The organism is Rhodoplanes sp. SY1 (assembly GCF_046000175.1).
GTDB lineage: Bacteria > Pseudomonadota > Alphaproteobacteria > Rhizobiales > Xanthobacteraceae > Rhodoplanes.
In genome coordinates this window covers 1-16,952 of the sequence record NZ_JBEOMB010000179.1, presented here as the reverse complement: position 1 = coordinate 16,952, position 16,952 = coordinate 1, and the positions used below count along the sequence as shown (strand labels likewise).

The 16,952-nt window shown below is 68.0% G+C and carries 15 protein-coding genes and 1 tRNA gene; 8 read left to right on the top strand and 8 right to left on the bottom strand.

Features of this window, described 5'->3' with window-relative positions; genetic code table 11:
- Positions 1 to 291: 291 nt before the first annotated feature.
- From ABTU92_RS27600 to ABTU92_RS27590, 3 genes are all read right to left on the bottom strand, one after another.
- Positions 292 to 1,242, bottom strand: a complete 951-nt coding sequence (locus ABTU92_RS27600; RefSeq protein ID WP_408094788.1) for a hypothetical protein — start codon at positions 1,240 to 1,242, stop codon at positions 292 to 294.
- A gap of 195 nt (positions 1,243 to 1,437) precedes the next feature.
- Complete coding sequence (locus ABTU92_RS27595) at positions 1,438 to 1,662, bottom strand: hypothetical protein (RefSeq protein ID WP_408094787.1); 225 nt, start codon at positions 1,660 to 1,662, stop codon at positions 1,438 to 1,440.
- Between the two features lie 56 nt (positions 1,663 to 1,718).
- Complete coding sequence (locus ABTU92_RS27590) at positions 1,719 to 2,969, bottom strand: NupC/NupG family nucleoside CNT transporter (RefSeq protein WP_408094790.1); 1,251 nt, start codon at positions 2,967 to 2,969, stop codon at positions 1,719 to 1,721.
- A 203-nt stretch (positions 2,970 to 3,172) separates the two neighbouring features.
- On the opposite strand from ABTU92_RS27590, the gene ABTU92_RS27585 reads away from it, so the two are divergent.
- Together ABTU92_RS27585 and ABTU92_RS27580 are read left to right on the top strand one after the other, a co-directional pair.
- A complete protein-coding gene (locus ABTU92_RS27585) occupies positions 3,173 to 3,550 on the top strand; it encodes a cyclophilin-like fold protein (RefSeq protein WP_408094786.1) in 378 nt (125 codons plus the stop codon).
- A 294-nt stretch (positions 3,551 to 3,844) separates the two neighbouring features.
- On the top strand, positions 3,845 to 6,895 hold the full coding sequence (locus tag ABTU92_RS27580) for an ATP-binding protein (RefSeq protein WP_408094785.1): 3,051 nt from the start codon (positions 3,845 to 3,847) through the stop codon (positions 6,893 to 6,895).
- A gap of 297 nt (positions 6,896 to 7,192) precedes the next feature.
- Here the strand turns inward: ABTU92_RS27580 and ABTU92_RS27575 are convergent, their stop codons facing one another.
- Complete coding sequence (locus ABTU92_RS27575; RefSeq protein ID WP_408094784.1) at positions 7,193 to 7,966, bottom strand: SDR family oxidoreductase; 774 nt, start codon at positions 7,964 to 7,966, stop codon at positions 7,193 to 7,195.
- A gap of 358 nt (positions 7,967 to 8,324) precedes the next feature.
- On the opposite strand from ABTU92_RS27575, the gene ABTU92_RS27570 reads away from it, so the two are divergent.
- Positions 8,325 to 9,119, top strand: coding sequence for a class I SAM-dependent methyltransferase (locus tag ABTU92_RS27570; RefSeq protein WP_408094783.1), 795 nt, complete (start codon positions 8,325 to 8,327; stop codon positions 9,117 to 9,119).
- A gap of 30 nt (positions 9,120 to 9,149) precedes the next feature.
- Here ABTU92_RS27570 and ABTU92_RS27565 read toward each other — a convergent pair whose 3' ends face one another.
- From ABTU92_RS27565 to ABTU92_RS27550, 4 genes are all read right to left on the bottom strand, one after another.
- Positions 9,150 to 9,893: a peptidase gene (locus ABTU92_RS27565; protein ID WP_408094789.1), complete on the bottom strand. Its 744-nt coding sequence runs from the start codon at positions 9,891 to 9,893 to the stop codon at positions 9,150 to 9,152.
- Positions 9,894 to 10,059: 166 nt separating this feature from the next.
- Positions 10,060 to 10,887 carry a transglutaminase N-terminal domain-containing protein gene (locus ABTU92_RS27560; protein ID WP_408094782.1) on the bottom strand — a complete coding sequence of 276 codons (828 nt, stop codon included), beginning with the start codon at positions 10,885 to 10,887 and terminating at the stop codon, positions 10,060 to 10,062.
- A 114-nt stretch (positions 10,888 to 11,001) separates the two neighbouring features.
- Complete coding sequence (locus ABTU92_RS27555; RefSeq protein ID WP_408094781.1) at positions 11,002 to 11,943, bottom strand: alpha-E domain-containing protein; 942 nt, start codon at positions 11,941 to 11,943, stop codon at positions 11,002 to 11,004.
- A gap of 5 nt (positions 11,944 to 11,948) precedes the next feature.
- On the bottom strand, positions 11,949 to 13,367 hold the full coding sequence (locus ABTU92_RS27550) for a circularly permuted type 2 ATP-grasp protein (protein ID WP_408094780.1): 1,419 nt from the start codon (positions 13,365 to 13,367) through the stop codon (positions 11,949 to 11,951).
- Between the two features lie 276 nt (positions 13,368 to 13,643).
- On the opposite strand from ABTU92_RS27550, the gene ABTU92_RS27545 reads away from it, so the two are divergent.
- The 5 genes from ABTU92_RS27545 to ABTU92_RS27525 form a co-directional block, all read left to right on the top strand.
- Complete coding sequence (locus ABTU92_RS27545) at positions 13,644 to 14,438, top strand: competence/damage-inducible protein A (protein WP_408094779.1); 795 nt, start codon at positions 13,644 to 13,646, stop codon at positions 14,436 to 14,438.
- Between the two features lie 110 nt (positions 14,439 to 14,548).
- A complete protein-coding gene (gene gpt / locus ABTU92_RS27540) occupies positions 14,549 to 15,070 on the top strand; it encodes a xanthine phosphoribosyltransferase (protein ID WP_111358388.1) in 522 nt (173 codons plus the stop codon).
- Between the two features lie 16 nt (positions 15,071 to 15,086).
- On the top strand, positions 15,087 to 15,782 hold the full coding sequence (locus tag ABTU92_RS27535; protein WP_408094778.1) for a hypothetical protein: 696 nt from the start codon (positions 15,087 to 15,089) through the stop codon (positions 15,780 to 15,782).
- Positions 15,783 to 16,267: 485 nt separating this feature from the next.
- A tRNA-Leu gene (locus ABTU92_RS27530) sits at positions 16,268 to 16,354 on the top strand.
- A gap of 32 nt (positions 16,355 to 16,386) precedes the next feature.
- A partial coding sequence (locus ABTU92_RS27525; protein WP_408094777.1) for a winged helix-turn-helix domain-containing protein occupies positions 16,387 to 16,952 on the top strand: 566 nt, incomplete at its 3' end.

The window sequence follows — 16,952 nt, the reverse complement described above, 5'->3', positions numbered from 1 at the left end:
CCGCGCTACTTCAAACGCGATTCCCCTGGGATCTTTACGGCGTCGTTCACAAAGCCTACCAACACTCGTAAGCGTTCTTGGATATCTTGGCTCTCGGATGCCCTAATGGTGTTTATCTCATTCAATCGATGAATGTCGTGGATCGAGGCCGATAAAATGCTAAAGGCGCGGTTCATTGAGTAAGAAAGGCTAAAAGAAGGATTGCGATCCACGGCCGCAACAAAGGTTGTCAAAGCGGCGCGAGAGTAGGCCTTTAATTGCTGTGCGTCCATACTCCAGCGGACCGCAAGATCAATATCTAAGGGGGAGTTTCCGGCTGCTTGCAAGCGTTTCAACTAATATGAAGTCTCCGAAGATGGTATTCGTGAAAGGACGAGTGTACCCAAGATAGCCAGCGCAGTATCCGTCATCTTCGTGGAACAATATCGAATCTTTATTTAATAGCGCTTCTGTTGTGAGATTTGATGCGAACTGGCCTATTGGTAGTTGGTACTTTTTTATTTCAGACATAGAGTGGAAGAGCTCAATAGCGGTTGCTGGCGATGACGCGACAACGTGTCGGCAAAATTTCTTGTTGCCGATTAGCAATAGTATGTTGTTTGCGGAATCGGAAATTTCTGTCGGACTCACTTCTTCATACCCGCCATCCATTTCATTCGACATTTCAGTGGCATTTTCGATTATAGATCTCGCTGACCTGCCTAGTTCTGCAGCGAACATAGGAAGTTCGTGTTCTGATCCTTGTAGGATAGATGTGTAAAGTGTACGCAAGAAGCGGGTAGCATTCCGACTACCAAATGTCGGAGGTTGAAAGAATGCAAACCAAATCCAAGTAAATACCATTATCATAAATAGGCATCCAAAAGCAAAATTCCAATACACTTGACTTGCTAAAAACCAAGGTGCCGGGTAGTTCTGCCCAAACCATAGATCAGAAACCAAAGTGCCTGCACCGATAACGATAGATGTCCAAAATGTCATCTTGAATATAGGGAGTGGGGCGGATTCAATTCGGAAACGGTAACGTGAATCGGATATAGTATAAACAAGAATTAAAAGGGCAAATGCTTGTACAAATTCGGCAAAGCCGAATATCGCCGCGTCTCCGCTGGTTTTGACAAAACAAATGCCGATAATAACGCTGACGCAGCCCGGCAAAGACTCGTGCGTGACGGGAGAATTCGAATAGAATAGCGGTAGGCCTATAGAGTTCCATGCCACCAAAGCGATCACGGCAATCATGATGAATTTGTCTGACGGTGAGTTTGGCATCAGGGACTCGGGTAAGTAAATTCAACAGAATGGGAGTACGACAGAATATGGCGCGGGCCGGAGGCGCGCCATTGGAAAATTACCCCGTACATTTGCCAAGCGCCGCGAGGCGAATGATAGAAATCGCCGCGAGGTCGGCGAGCGCCGGCAGCGTGTAGCGGAGCCTCAGAGGCCGTGCTTGTTCCACAGGTCGCGCACCTGGTCGTCGGTCGCGAATGCGCTGTCCGCCGCCGCGGCCTTGGAGCGTGCGATGGCTCCTTGCTCCTCCGGCGACAGTTGGACTGTCGTGTCGTCGCCCGCGAGGCTGAGAACCACGCGCGCGATGTCGTCCTGAAGCTCAGGCGGCAAAGTGCGAGCAGCAGCAACGGCCCGATCGAGTAGCTTGGTCATACCGGCACTATACCGCGATCGTCGCGGCAAGGACAGGCAGGGTTGCGAGCCTTGCCTCACACCATCGTCCCCACCGTCGCCCCGATCACGCAGGTGGAGAGCGTTCCCGACACGATCGACTTCGGCCCCAGCGACACGATTTCGTCGCGGCGCTCGGGGGCCATCGCGGCGAGGCCGCCGATCATGATGCCGAGGCTGCCGAAATTGGCGAAGCCGCACATCGCGTAGGTGAGGATCAGGCGCGAGCGCGGATCGAGCGCGTCGGCCGGCAGCTTCGACAGCTCCACATAGGCGATCAGCTCGTTGAGCACGGTCTTGATGCCCATCAGCCCGCCGGCCGTCACCGCCTGGTCCCACGGGATGCCGATGAGCCAGCACACCGGCGCCATCACGAGACCGAGGCCGCGCTGCAGCGTCAGCGGCGCGCCCATCACGTCGGGCAGCAGGCCGAGGATCGCGTTGGCGAGATGCACCAGCGCGACCAGCACGATGATCATGGCGACGATGTTGAGGAGCAGCTCGAGCCCGACCGTGGTGCCGCGCACGATCGCGTCCATGGTGCTGTTCGCGATCTTCGCGGGGGCTACGGAAGGCGCCGCCGTGGTGGCGCCGGCCCGGTCCGGCACCATCAGGTGCGACACCAGGATGGCGGCGGGCGCGCCGAGGATCGAGGCGACGGCGAGGTGGCCGGCGACGTCCGGCACCACGTCGCGCAGCAGCGTCGCGTAGAGCACGAACACGGTGCCGGCGATGCCGGCCATGCCGCCGGTCATCACCATGAACAGCTCGCCGCGCGTCAGCCCGGCGAGATAGGGCCGGATGAACAGCGGCGCCTCGACCATGCCGACGAAGATGTTGGCGGCGGTCGAGAGCCCGACGGCGCCGCCGATGCCGAGCGTCCGCTCCAGCACCAGCGAGAAGCCGCGCACGATCGGCTGCAGGACCCCCCAGTGGAACAGCAGCGTGGTGAGCGCGCTGACCACCAGCACGATCGGCAGCGCCTGGAAGGCGAGCACGAACTCGCTGCCGGGGATCTTCGGATCGAAGGGCAGGGCGCCGCCGCCCAGATAGCCGAACACGAAGCCGGTGCCGGCCCGGGTCGCGGCCGCGACGGCGTCGACCGCCGCCGCGATCCCCGAGAAGGCCGCCGTCACGCCCGGCACCTTCAGGAGCAGAAGCGCCAGGGCGACTGTCAGGGCGAGCGCCAGCGCCACGGTGCGGGGCCGCACGGCGCCGCGGTCCTCGCTGATCGCGAAGGCGAGGCCGAGGAGGGCGAGGAGCCCGAAGGCCGATTGAAGCTGCGGCAGGAAGGGCACGGGGCGGCTCCGAAGGGGGCTTTGGCGGCGGCACGGTCCAAGCTGAGCGGTTCATGCAGGAATCATGCGCGCGAGCGTCAACTCGATACCGCGCGCGACCGCTGCCGGCGATAGTCCGCCGCGGCACTCGTGTGCGGACACGCGGGCGCTCCGGCGTGTTATGGTTGCGCCATTGCCGCCAGCGGAGACCCGCCATGGCTCGGATTCGCTTCGACTTCGGATTGCTGACCCTGGACGCGACGCTCCTCGACGACAGCCCGACCGCCGCGGCCGTGCTGGAGGCGCTGCCGTTCACGGCCTCGGTGCTCACCTGGGGCGACGAGGTCTATTTCGAGGTGCCGGTGCGCTCGCCCCGCGAGGCGGAGGCACGCGCCGTCGTCACCCCGGGCGAGATCGCCTACTGGCCGGACGGCCCGGCCGTCGTCATCGGCTTCGGCCGCACCCCGATCAGCCAGGACGGCGAGACCCGGCTCGCCGCTCCGTGCAACCTGTTCGCCCGCGCCGACGACGACGTGAAGGCGCTCGCCGCCGTCGCGGCGGGGGCGCGCGTGACGGTGATCCGGCTCGACTGAGCCGGCCACGCCCTGCGCGCCGCGCGGCGGCGGCCGCGCTCCACCGTGCGCCGGGCGATTTCGGCCGTCATCCACCGGGCGGGCGAGGCGTCCGGCGTGCCTCGCCCGATCGGGCGATATTTCGTTCGATCGCGGCAACGGCTCGTCAATCTTCGGAAAATAAAGCGCCCGCCGCTGGCGCGCCGTTAACGGTTCCGTGCCGGCCGGCGCGGCATCGTCGGCCCGACGACGCCCCCGAAGAAGCTCGGGGGTGAACCGCTGCGCGGCAGGGAAATGGACCCGGCAGAATCCGAGATGTCCTCCGACACGAAGCGACTGTTCGAGGGCTCGTCCGGTCCCACCGCGGGTCTGCGCGCGTCGCTCGGACGTTTCACGCCGGCGAGCCTGCGGCTCGGTCGCCTCGGCCGTCACGGGCTGGTGCTGCTGGGCCTGGTCTGCATCGCCGCGACCTGGGCCGCCGCTCTCTACGGCATCCGCGAGGAGCGCCGGGCCGCCGAACAGGAGGCGCGGCAGACCACCGCCAACCTGGCCCGCGCCTTCGAGGAGCACATCGTCCGCTCGATCCGCGCCGCCGACCAGACGCTCCTGTTCGTGCGCGAGCTCTATGCCCGCGACCCGGCCGGGTTCGACGTCCGGCCCTGGTCGCGCGCCAGCGAGGCGGCAAACGGCTTCACGTTCCAGGTCTCGATCGTCGACCGCACCGGCCGCTTCCTGATGAGCAACCTCGATCCGGAGGGCCGCACCCGGGTCGATCTCTCCGACCGCGCCCATGTCCGGGTCCATCTGTCCGGCGGCGAGGACGTGCTGTTCATCAGCGAGCCGGTGTTCGGCCGCGTGAGCAACAAGTGGACCATCAACCTCTCGCGGCGCATCGCGGCGCCGGACGGCAGCCTGCGCGGCGTCGCCGTGGTGTCGATGGATCCGGCCTATCTGTCGCGCTTCTACGACTCGATCGACCTCGGCCGCAAAGGCGTCATCTCGCTGGTCGGCACCGACGGCGTGATCCGCATCCGGGTCGGCAGCGGCGAGCCGGTGATCGGCCTCAAGCTCACCGGCAGCCCGTTCTTCACGACCGTGCTGCGAGCCCCGGTCGGCCATTATCAGGTGCGCAGCCCGGTCGACGCCGTGTCCCGCACCTACGGCTATCGTGGCATCAAGGATCTGCCGCTCGTCGTTCTGGTCGGCCTCGCCGACGAGGAGGTCTTCGCCGCGGCCGAGCGCAATCGCATCGGCTACCTGGTCGCCGCCGCCGTTCTCACGCTGATCATCGTCGGTGTCGTCGTCCTGCTGCAGCGCTATCAGCGCGGTCTGCAGCGCGCGACCGCGGCGGCCGAGGCGGCGGCCCGCACCCGCTCCGACTTCATCGCCGTGATGAGCCACGAGATACGAACGCCGCTGAACGGCGTCATCGGTATGTCGGGCCTGCTGATCGACAGCGGCCTCGAGGGCGAGCAGGCGCGCTTCGCCGTCACGCTGCGCGATTCCGCCGAGCACCTTCTGCACATCGTCGACGACGTGCTCGACTTCTCCAAGCTCGACGCCGGTTGCCTGGAGCTCGAGGCGGTGCCGTTCGACGTCGCCCGTCTGGTCGAGGGCACGGTGCGGGGCGTCGCGCCGCGCGCCGCCCAGAAGGGACTCGCCCTCGCGGTCGTGCTGCCCCCCGATCTGCCGCGCACCGTGGTCGGCGATCCCGCGCGCATCCGCCAGGTGCTGCTCAACCTGATCACCAACGGCCTCAAATTCACCGAGATGGGCGGCGTCACGGTCGACGTCTCAGTGGTGGCCTCGAAGACGCCGCGCCGCGTCGGCATCGCCTTCGACATCGTCGACTCCGGCATCGGCATCCCGGCCGAGGCGATGGAGCGGCTGTTCACCGCGTTCCATCAGGCCGACACCTCGGTGTCCCGCCGCTTCGGCGGCACCGGCCTCGGGCTGGCCATCTGCCGGCGGCTGATCGAGCGCATGGGCGGCACCATCACGGTCGACAGCGCCGCCGGGTACGGCTCGACCTTCCGGGTCTGCCTCGACCTCGACCTGGAGGACCCCGAGGCGCCGCTCCTCGGCGGCATGGCGGCCGATGCGCCGCGCATCCTCGTCATCGATCGCAATCCGGTGTCGCGCACCGCGCTGGTGCGCCAGCTCGCGCTGCTCGGCGCCGAAGCCAGCGCCGCCAACACCCCCGAGCTCGGCGTCTCGATGGCCTGGAACTCGGCCGTCACGGCCAACCCGTTCACCTGCATCGTCATCGACGACTCGGTCGCATCGGCCGAGATCGTCAGCTCACTGCGGGCCGAGCCGTGCATGGCCGCGACCCGGCTGGTGCTTCTCGCGGCTGCCACCGCGACGCAGCCGCCGTGCGGCGGCTTCGACGCGATGCTCCACAAGCCGCTCGCCTTCGAGGCGGTGCGAGACACCATCCTGGGCGGCACCGGCGTGCCGGAGCCGAGCGACCTTCAGCCGGTCGGCGATCCAGCGGCCCTCGGCGTCGCCACCCCGCTGCGCATCCTGGTGGCGGAGGACAATCCGACCAATCAGCTCGTCGCCCAGAAGCTGCTCGAAGGGCTCGGCTTCGCGATCGACCTGGTGGCCGACGGTGCGGCGGCGGTCGCCGCCGTGCAGGCCGGCACCTACGACCTCGTCTTCATGGACGTGATGATGCCGGGCATGGACGGCCTGCAGGCGACGCGGGCGATCCGCGCCCTGCCGCCGCCGGCCGGCACCGTCCACGTGATCGCGCTCACCGCCAACGCCTTCAAGCACGATGCCGAGACCTGCCGGGCCGCCGGCATGGACGACTTCGTCGGCAAGCCGATCACCCGCGACCGGCTCGAGACCTCGATCCGCCGCTTCCTCGCCAAGCGCGATCGCGCCGCGGGCGGTGCGGCGTCCGGTCCGACCGCCGGTGCGGCCGCTGCGGGTGCGGCCCTTGGCGCCGTGCCGCGAGAGGTGCCGTCGCACCCCGCGCCCGAGCCGCCGGCCTTCGACCGCGACGCCTATTCACGGCTCGGCGAGGAGATCGGGCCGGACGGCGCCCGCCAGGTGCTGGCGACCTTCTTGACCGACTCGCGTGAAAGACTCGCACGGCTGCATTCGCACGCCGTCGCCGGCGCCGCCGGCATCGAGCAGGAGGCCCACACCCTCAAGGGCGCCGCCGGGTCGCTCGGCTTCGCCCGTCTGGCCGCGCTCGCCGGCCGGCTGGAGGAGGACGCCCGCGCCGGCCGCGCCCGCGACCTCGACGGCCAGGTCGCGGCGCTGACGGCGGCCTTCGAGGAGCTCGGCGGCGTGGTGACCGAGATCGACGGCGACGCCGGCGCGGCAGCGCCGCCGTCCGGCGTCGCCGCCTGACGCGGGCCGTTCACCAGAAACGCGCTGCTCCGCTGCGCTGCCTCGGCGAATGCGTCGTGTCCCGGGCGCGGCGCGACGCGCCGCGAACCGGGACCCAGGGGCGATCGAGTGAGGCGGGCGGCGAACTCTTGGCCGTGCTGCAGGGTCGTGCGGCCCGTCGTGGCGCCTGTCGTGGCGCCCCTGGGCCCCGGCTCTGCGGCACAGCAGGCCTTCGGCCTGCTGTGCCTTGTCCGGGGCACGAGGCCGAGCACCGGGATCGTCGTTTCATCGCTCAGGGTTGCAGCGGCCCACGGCCCGTCAGCCTCGCCCCACGAACGGCATCTGGTTCGCCATCACGGTGAGGAACAGCACGTTGGCGTCGAGCGGCAGGCTCGCCATGTAGGCGACGGCTTGGCCCGCATGGGCGACGTCCATGCGGGCCTCGACCATCGACTCGCCGTCCGGCTGCAGCACGCCCTGGCCCTGTGCCATCCGCTCGGTCAGCGGCGTCGCCGCGTTGCCGATGTCGATCTGGCCGCAGCAGATGTCGAACGGCCGCCCGTCCAACGCCACCTGCTTGGTGAGCCCGGTGATGGCGTGCTTGGTCGACGTGTAGGCGACGGCGCGCGGCCGCGGCGTGTGGGCCGAGATCGAGCCGTTGTTGATGATGCGGCCGCCGCGCGGGGTTTGCGCTTTCATGATCCGCACCGCCTCCTGGATGCACAGGAACGGCCCGGTGAGATTGGTGTCGACCACCTTCCTCCAGGTCTCGTAGGGCAGGTCCTCGATCGGCACGGCCGGCGCGCCGACGCCGGCATTGTTGAACAGCAGGTCAAGTCGCCCGTAGGTGTCGCGGACCGTCGCGAACAGGGCCGCGATGTGGGCCGGCTCGGAGACGTCGGTGGGGACGCACAGGCTCTTGCCGCCGGTCTCCGCCCCGAGCCGGGCGGTCTCCTCGAGCATCTCGGGCCGGCGGCCGGCCAGCACCACCGTGAAGCCCGACGCCATCAGGGCGAGGGCGGCGGCGCGGCCGATTCCCGTGCCGGCTCCCGTCACCACCGCGATCCTCTCGTGCGTCGCCCCCGTGCTCATGGCTCTCCTCCGTCGTCTTTGTCTGGTTGTCTCGGAATGGTTGTCGTTGAACGGCTTGCGGATTGTCCGCGCCCTGGATCGGGCCGACGGCCGTGATCTTAAACGTGATCGGCCGTTTTTCCGACACAGTGTTCGAACGGTGCGACCGTGACGGATGCTCCTCTCGCGTGCAGTCGCATTCCCGGCGCAAAGCTATCGCGGCGGAGAGCCCTGGGCACGCGCCGCAGGCCAGTGACGACCGACCGCCACGGCCCACGGCCTTCGCCGCGAAATGTGTCCCGGTGTTGCTGAATTATTTCTGCCGACGTAGGGCTGTGTCGCAGACCAGGGGAGCGACGCCGCGATGCACGATTCGGCGATGGACAAGTTCCAGGTGTTTCTCGACGCCTACCTGAAGGCCTGCACGGGTGGTCCGCTGGCCGTGCTGGACGTCGGAAGCTGTGCGATCGGCGGACCGGAGACCGGCACGCATCGCGCCGCCATCGAGGCACGCGGCTGGACCTATCGGGGCGCCGACATCACGGCGGGGCCGAACGTCGATATCGTGCTCGCCGACGGCTACGACTGGCGCGAGATCGACAGCGACAGCTACGATGTCGTGCTCTGCAGCCAGGTGCTCGAGCACACCCGCTATCCGTGGCGGGTCGTGCAGGAGATCGCCCGGGTGCTGCGCCCGCGCGGGCTCGCCTTCCTGGCTGCGCCGAGCGCCGGCCACGTGCATCGCTATCCCGAGGACTGCTTCCGCTACTACCCCGACGGCCTGCCGGCGCTCGCCCATGCGAGCGGTCTGACCGTCGTCGACGCCAATGTGCAGCGGCGCCCGGTCTATCGCAGCAACATCTGGTACGACGCCGTCGCGGTGCTGCAGAAGCCCGAGCTGCCGCCGGCCGAGGCGGGGCGCTGGGCGGCGCGCCGCCAGCTCTCGGGCCTGGCGTTGCGCAACGACGTCGGGCCGGCCGATCTCGCCGCGGTGAGCTTCGCGCCGCACGCGGCGGCACCGAGCCGGATCGCGACCATCGCGCCGCGGACCGGTCCCGGCGCCTTCGAGAACCGCGACGCGGAGCTCGCGCGTGCGGCCGATCCGCTGCGTCGCCTGCTGAACGTCCGCCGCCACGTGTCGGCGGCCCTCAAGGCGCTGACCCGGCCGGTGTGACGCGGACGGTCGCCGCCGCCCGCGCCGGCGCTACCGGTCCAGATAGGGCGGGCGGGGGATGTCGAGATGGGCGGCGCGCAGCGCCGCCGACCAGCGCCGGCGCAGATCCTGGAAGTAGGGCTCCTCCGGCTCGATCCGGTAGGAGAGCTCGGCCGTGCAGGCGTCGCGCCGCACCACCAGCGTGTCGAGCGGCATGCCGACCGACAGGTTCGAGCGCATGGTCGAGTCGAACGAGATCAGCCCGACCTTGAGCGCGTCGTAGAGGTCGCTGTCGTGCGTGATGGCGCGGTCGAGCACCGGCTTGCCGTACTTGTGCTCGCCGATCTGCAGATAGGGCGTGTCGCGCGTGCACTCGATGAAGTTGCCGGCCGAGTACATCATGAACAGGCGCAGCCGCTCGCCCTTGATCTGGCCGCCGAACAGGAACGACAGGTCGAACTTCACGTCGGCCGCCTCGAGCGCCGGGCCTTCGGTGTGGGCGAGCGCGCGGATGGCGCGGCCGATGCGCTGCGCCGCCTGGAACATGGTCGGCGCGTTCATCAGCGTCTCGCGCTCGCCGGTCTCCGGATTCTCCAGGCCCTCGTTGAGCAGGCTCAGCACCGATTGGGTGAGCGACAGGTTGCCGGCCGAGGCGACCGCCATGATGCGCTCGCCCGGATTGGAGAATACGTGCAGCTTGCGGAAGGTCGAGATGTTGTCGAGGCCGGCATTGGTGCGCGTGTCGGCGATCATCACGATCCCGTCGCGCACCAAGATACCACAGCAGTAGGTCATTCCGTCGAGCCCCCTCGCGTCCAACCCTCCGGAGGCGCGCCTCCGGGCGTCGCGGCCGTGGTGCATCACCCGGCGCTGTTCGGCCCGCAGCATTCAGCCCTCCTGGTCCGGCGCGCATCTAGGCACGATCGCGCGCCGCCGTCACGGGGGCGAGGGGCCGTTGTCCTCAGCTCTGGACCTGCTGGAACGCCTGGTCGACATGGACGGCGACGGCGAGCGTCTCGCCGCGACCGCCGAAGCGGGTGCCGCGCACCGGTGCGGCGCCGAGATAGTCGAGCCCCACCGCGACCCGGACATAGGCGTCGGTGGCGCACATCGCATGCGCCGGATCGAACGCCACCCAGCCGAGATCGGCGACATGCGCCTCGACCCAGGCGTGGCCGGCCTCCTGGGCCGTGATGCCGTCGCTGCGCCAGTAGTAGCCGCCGACGTAGCGGCACGGGACGCCGAGGCTGCGCGCCGCCGCGATGAACACGTGCGACAGATCCTGGCAGACCCCGCGGCGAAGGCTGAACGCCTCCGACGCCGTGGTCGCCGGATGGGTCGGGTCGGTGTCGAACGTCACCTCGGCGTGGACGGCGCGGACGAGCGCGTGCAGCGTCCCGATCGTCCCGCCCGCCTCGCCCGCCGTGGCGTCGCGCGCGAAGGCGACGATCGCCGGATCCGCATGGGTGAGGTCGGTCTCGCGCAGATAAAGGCTCGGCGGAAACCGCTCGATGATGCCGCGCACGATGCCGTCGGTGTCCTGGGTCTCCACCTCGCCCTCGACCAGCACCTCGAGCTGGTCGGTCGGCACGTCGGCCGAGAAGGCGTGGGTGATGTTGCCGAAGGCGTCCTCCTGGGTGGTCAGGCGGCAATCGGCCGAGACGTCGATGCGCCAGCGCACGACGTGCTGGCCGTCGTGCGGCCGCGGCGTCATGCGCAACGTCTGGATCACCCGGCTCGCGGGCTGGTCGTAGCGGTAGGTCGTCAGGTGGGAGACGCGGATGCGCATGGATCAGCCGGTGTCGACGCGGGCGGCGGAGACGTGACGTCGAGTGTCGTGGCGAGTGTCACGGATCTAGTGCCACGGATCGAGTGTCACGGATCGAGTGTCACGGGTCGGGTGTCACATCAGGTATTGTCGTGAAATCGTGCCGCCGAGCTCGTTGTTGTCGGAGATGAAGACGGTGATGAATTCGTGCAGTCCGCTCTGGAAGATCTCGTCCATCTTGAGGTTGGACAGGCGGGTGCGGATGCCGCGCGCCTTGCGCTGCGCCGCGCCCTGCCGGCCGTAGGCCTCGGCGATGGCGTCGCAGTAGCGTACCAGATTGTCGTAGCAGCTGGCGAGCGACCGCGGCATCTTCTGGTTGAGGATCAACAGGTCGGCGATCAGCCAGGGCTTCAGGCTCTCGCGGTAGACCCAGTGGTACGAGGTCAGCGCCGAGACCGAGCGGAGGATCGCGGCCCACTGGTAGTAGTCGAGCGGCCCGCCCACATGCGTGTCCTCGGGCAGCAGCAGGTGATACTTGGTGTCGAGGATGCGGGCCGTGTTGTCGGCGCGCTCGATGTTGCAGCCGAGCCGGAAGAACCAGTAGGCGTCGGTGCGCAGCATGGTGCGGTAGGCCGACCCGTCGAAGCGCAGCGACGTCTCCTGGACGACCCGCAGGAAGCGCAGGAACTCCTCGCGCGACGCGGGGCCGTGGTTGAAGCGCTTCAGCTCGAGCCAGGCGCCGTTGATGGTGTCCCACATCTCGCTGGTCAGCGCGGTGCGCACCGCCCGCGCATTGGTGCGGGCGAGCTCGATGCAGTTGCGGATCGAGCTCGAGTTGGCGGCCGAGAAGGCAAGGAACTCCTTGACGCTTTCCTCGGTCGCCTCCCGATACACGGCGTGGAAGGCGCGGCTGCAGCCGGCGGTGGCGACCGCCGACTCCCATTCGTTGGTCGAGCCCACATAGGCGACCGGCAGCGCGGTGAGGCGCAGCGTCACCTCGAGGATGCGGGCGAGGTAGTCGGCACGCTCGATGTAGCGGGCGACCCAGTACAGGTTGTCGGCGGTTCGCGACAGCATGCGGCTTACGTGTCCAGCACCCAGGTGTCCTTGGTGCCGCCCCCCTGGCTCGAATTGACGACCAGCGAGCCGCGCTGCAGCGCGACGCGCGTCAGCCCGCCCGGCACGATGCGGACCGTGTCCTTGCCGGTCAGCACGAACGGGCGCAGATCGATGTGGCGCGGCGCCACCCCCCGCTCGACCCAGGTCGGGCAGGTGGAGAGCGCCAGCGTCGGCTGGGCGATGTAGTTCTTCGGGTCGGCCTCGATCCGGGTGCGGAACGCGGCGATCTTGCCCTTGTCGGCGGTCGGCCCGATCAGCATGCCGTAGCCGCCCGAGCCATGCACCTCCTTGACCACCAGCTCCTCGAGATTGGCGAGAACGTGGGAGAGGTGCTTCGGGTCGCGGCAGCGCCAGGTCGGAACGTTCTGCAGGATCGGCTCTTCCGACAGGTAGAACTTCACGATGTCCGGCATGTAGCTGTAGATCGCCTTGTCGTCGGCGATGCCGGTGCCGACCGCGTTGGCGAGCGTCACCTGGCCGGCCTGGTAGGCCGACATCAGCCCCGGGACACCGAGCGTCGAATCGGGCCGGAAGGTGAGGGGGTCGATGAAGTCGTCGTCGACCCGCCGGTAGATCACGTCGACGCGCTTCGGCCCCTCGGTCGTGCGCATGTAGACGACGCCGCCCTTGACGAACAGGTCGCGCCCCTCGACCAGCTCGATGCCGAGCTTGTCGGCCAGGAACGAGTGCTCGAAATAGGCCGAGTTGTAGATGCCGGGCGTCAGCAGCACGACGTTCGGCTCGACCGCCGCCGTGTCGGGGGCGACCGACTTCAGCGTCGCCAGGAGCTCGTCGGGATAGTTCTCGACCGGCGCCACCCGGTAGCGCGAGAACAGATCCGGGAACAGCCGCATCATGATCTCGCGGTTCTCCAGCATGTAGGAGACGCCGGAGGGCGTGCGGGCGTTGTCCTCGAGGACGTAGAACGTGTCCGGCCCGACCCGCACGATGTCGATGCCGGCGATGTGGACATAGACGTCGTGAGGCACCTTCTGGGCGTTCATCTCCGGGCGGAACACCTGGTTCTGGAACACCAGGTCTTCCGGGATGATGCCGGCTTTCAGGATCTCGCGACGGCCGTAGATGTCCTTGAGGTAGAGATTGATGGCCTTGACCCGCTGGGTCAGGCCGCGCTGCAGCAGGGTCCATTCCGACGACGACAGGATGCGCGGGATGACGTCGAACGGGATCAGCCGCTCGGTCGAATCCTGCTCGCCATAGACCGCGAAGGTGATGCCGATGCGGCGGAACAGGAGCTCCGCCTCCTGGGCCCGCTGGTCGAGCACGTCCGGCGACAGGTCCTTGAGCCAGGCGTCGAGACCGGCATAGGCGGGGCGCACCGCCCCGTCCGCCCCTCTCATCTCGTCGAAACAATCCGTCATGTTTGGACCCCGACGGCATCCGACCGGAGGCGGACGCCCCTCGGTCGGACTCGATGCAAGCATCGAGCCACAGTTCCCCTTTTGCGTCCCGACCACCGTGCCGACACGCTCCCCCGACAGGCATAGCAGGAGCCTGTCCCGACGGGTGCCCAATAATTGGGCGTGCGGTGGCTTCATACCGGGCGGATGGCGGTGGACGCGGCCGAGATCCGCGTTTGCCACGCTTGAGCGGCCGGTCCGGGCGCGATACAGGACGGCGACGCCGGAGTTGCAGAAATGAACGAAAAGACGCTCGATTCCGCCGCCGCCGGGGGCTCCGCCGCCGATCTCGTCACGGCCGGCATCCTGGTGATCGGCGACGAGATCCTGTCCGGTCGGACCAAGGACAAGAACATCGGCTACATCGCCGAGTATCTCACCGCGATGGGCATCGATCTCGAGGAGGTCCGCATCGTTCCCGATGTCGAGGCCGAGATCGTCGCCGCCCTGAATGCGCTGCGCAGCCGCTACACTTACGTCTTCACCACCGGCGGCATCGGCCCGACCCACGACGACATCACGGCCGATGCGGTGGCGAAGGCCTTCGGCGTGCCGCTCGACGTCGACCAGCGCGCCGTCGACCTGATCGCCGAGCGGGTCGGCCGCGACGGGCTGAACGCGGCACGGCTGCGCATGGCCCGCATCCCGCGCGGCGCCGACCTGGTCGACAACCCGGTGTCGAAGGCGCCCGGCTTCTGGATCGGCAACGTCATCGTCATGGCCGGCATCCCGAGCGTCATGCAGGCGATGCTCGACGCGGTCGCGCCCAAGCTCGCGACCGGCGTGAAGCTCCTGTCGGAGACGGTGCGGGCGGACCTGCGCGAGGGCGACATCGGCACCGAGCTCGGGCAGGTCGCCAAGCAGCATCCCGACGTGATGATCGGCAGCTACCCGTTCGCCGACGAGGACGGCCGCCCCAACACCAACCTGGTGGTGCGCGGCCGCGATCCGCAGAAGCTCGCCGCCGCCAAGGCGGCCGTCGAGGCGATGCTGATCGCGGTGCGGGCGGCGCTCGCGTTGCCGCGGCACTGAGTCACCGGGCGGGTCCGCGCGGGTGATCCCGCGCGGGCCGTGCCCCGAAAACCTAACGACGCACGCGACGCCGCCCGCGGCCCGCGTGCTTTCTGTTCCGGAGAGACGACATGGCCGCGGCCGCTTCCCCCGAAAAGCACTTCCCGGTGTCCTGGGACATGTTCCACCGCGACTGCCGGGCGCTGACCTGGCGACTGGCCGGGGCGGGGCCGTTCGACGCCCTCGTCACGGTGACGCGCGGCGGCCTGGTGCCGGCCGCGATCGTCGCCCGCGAGCTCGGCATCCGGGTGATCGAGACGATCTGCGTGGCGAGCTACGGCGGCGCCGCCGGAGTGCCCGACACCCAGCAGGGCAACCTGCAGATCCTCAAGGGCGTCACCGACGCGATCGTCGCGCTCGGCCGCGGCGACGGCGGCAAGGTGCTGATCGTCGACGACCTCGTCGATACGGGCAAGACCGCCCGGGTGGTGCGCGACTTGCTCCCGAAGGCGCATTTCGCCACCGTGTACGCCAAGCCCATGGGGCGTCCGCTGGTCGACACGTTCATCACCGAGGTGTCGCAGGACACCTGGATCTTCTTTCCGTGGGACACCGGCCTCGCCTTCCAGCCGCCGATCGCCGGCGGCGCGTGAGCCGAGAGGAACTGACATGAGCGGCCCGCAGGACGACGACTTCGACGACGAGGACGGCATCGAGGAGGAGCTCGAGCGGCACTACGAGGCGCTGCGCGGCTTCGTCTACGACTACATCGACGAGAACGACGTTCCCGACGACATCATGGCGGCGCTCCTCAACGACCTCGCGCTGGAGATGCGCAAGGTCGCCTATGTGCTCGACACCGAGAAGCCCTCGGTCGGCGGCCTCAAGCTGATGCTCGACCGCACCAAGTCCGACCTCGAGAGCGCCATCCGCCGCCACAAGAAGGAGGCGGAGGAGTTCATGGCCGGGATGCAGGAGGCCATGCTGGAGGCCAAGGACCGGCTGGAGGAGGAGCTCGAGCAGCTCGAGGCGCTCGATCCCGACGCCGACGAGGACGACGACACGCCGGCGCGCGGCAAGACCGGCGGCAAGGCCGCGGGCAAGGGCGCCAAGGTCGCGGCCGCCGCGGGCGATCCCGAGGACGACGACGAGGACGACGACCTCGACGACGAGGAGGACGACGACTCGGACGAGGACGACGACGACGACGACGAGGACGAGTCCGAGGACGACGACCTCGACGAGGAGGAGGACGACGAGGACGCCGAGGACGACGGCTCGGAGGCCGACGAGACGCCCGAGCCCGGCCCCGAGTCCGACGAGGCCGCGAAGAAGGACAAGCCCGGCAAGGACAAGACGAAGTGAGGGGATGACGGAGGGGGCGGGGCGGCGCGTTCGGCGCCCGCGTCTCGTTTGCCTTGAGGGGCCGACGGCGTCTCCACGCCCTCGGCCGCGTGCCCCGGACGGGCCGATGGCGCTGCCACGCTCTCGGCGCGTGCCCCGGACAAGGCGCATCGGGCCGCAGGCCCGGTGCGCCGCAGAGCCGGGGCCCAGGGGCGCAACGGGAAGGCGGCACGGACCGGCAGGCGGAACCGCAGGGTAGGCGACACAGGCGACACGGGCGGCACGGCCGGCACCGGGCAGGCGCCTCGTGCGATCGCCCTGGGTCCCGGGTCACGGCGCCCTGCGCCGCGCCCGGGACACGATGCCTTCACCCCGGCGCGGCGGCATCTCCCGGCCTTTTCCACTGCGCGCCCGCGGCCTTCTCCACCGGCCGGGTGCTGCGGCCTCGCAGCGCATCACGCGCTACCGTTGCACCCGAGCGCGACCTTGCTAGATTGCCGGCGCCTGCGGACGTGGCGGAACCGGTAGACGCAGCGGACTTAAAATCCGCTGGGGGAAACTCCGTGCGGGTTCGAGCCCCGCCGTCCGCACCAGCATATTCAAATAAGTAACTTTGAGGGGCGAGATGGCGGTCCCGGACTATCAATCCTTTATGCGCCCGCTGCTTTCCTTTGGAGCGGACGGTCACGAAAAGAATATGAACGAGGCCATAAAGCACTTGGCCGATCAGTTTGATCTTTCGGCCGAAGATCGCAGTCAATTGCTCCCCAGCGGGAAGCAAACGATACTGGCAAATCGCGTCCATTGGGCAAAGACATATTTGGACAAGGCTGGTGCGCTCAGGAGAACTCGCAGGTCGCACTTTCAAATCACGGACCGCGGTATGCGACTCCTCGCGGACCATCCGGAGCGAATCGATGCTGCGGTTCTGCGGCAATTTCCGGAATTCATCGAGTTTCAAACCCCGAAATCCGACCGTCAGAGCACGGACGCGGTCGAGACCGAAGAGGTATCTGACGTGCCGTTGTCTTCGGCGACCCCCGATGACACTCTGCACTTGGCCGAGGAAGCGATCCGCGCAACGCTCAGTGCGCAACTGCTGGACCGCATCCACGACCTTTCTCCAGCCTTTTTCGAAAGGCTCGTCGTCGACCTGATCGTGTCCATGGGATACGCAGGGCTATCGCGTTT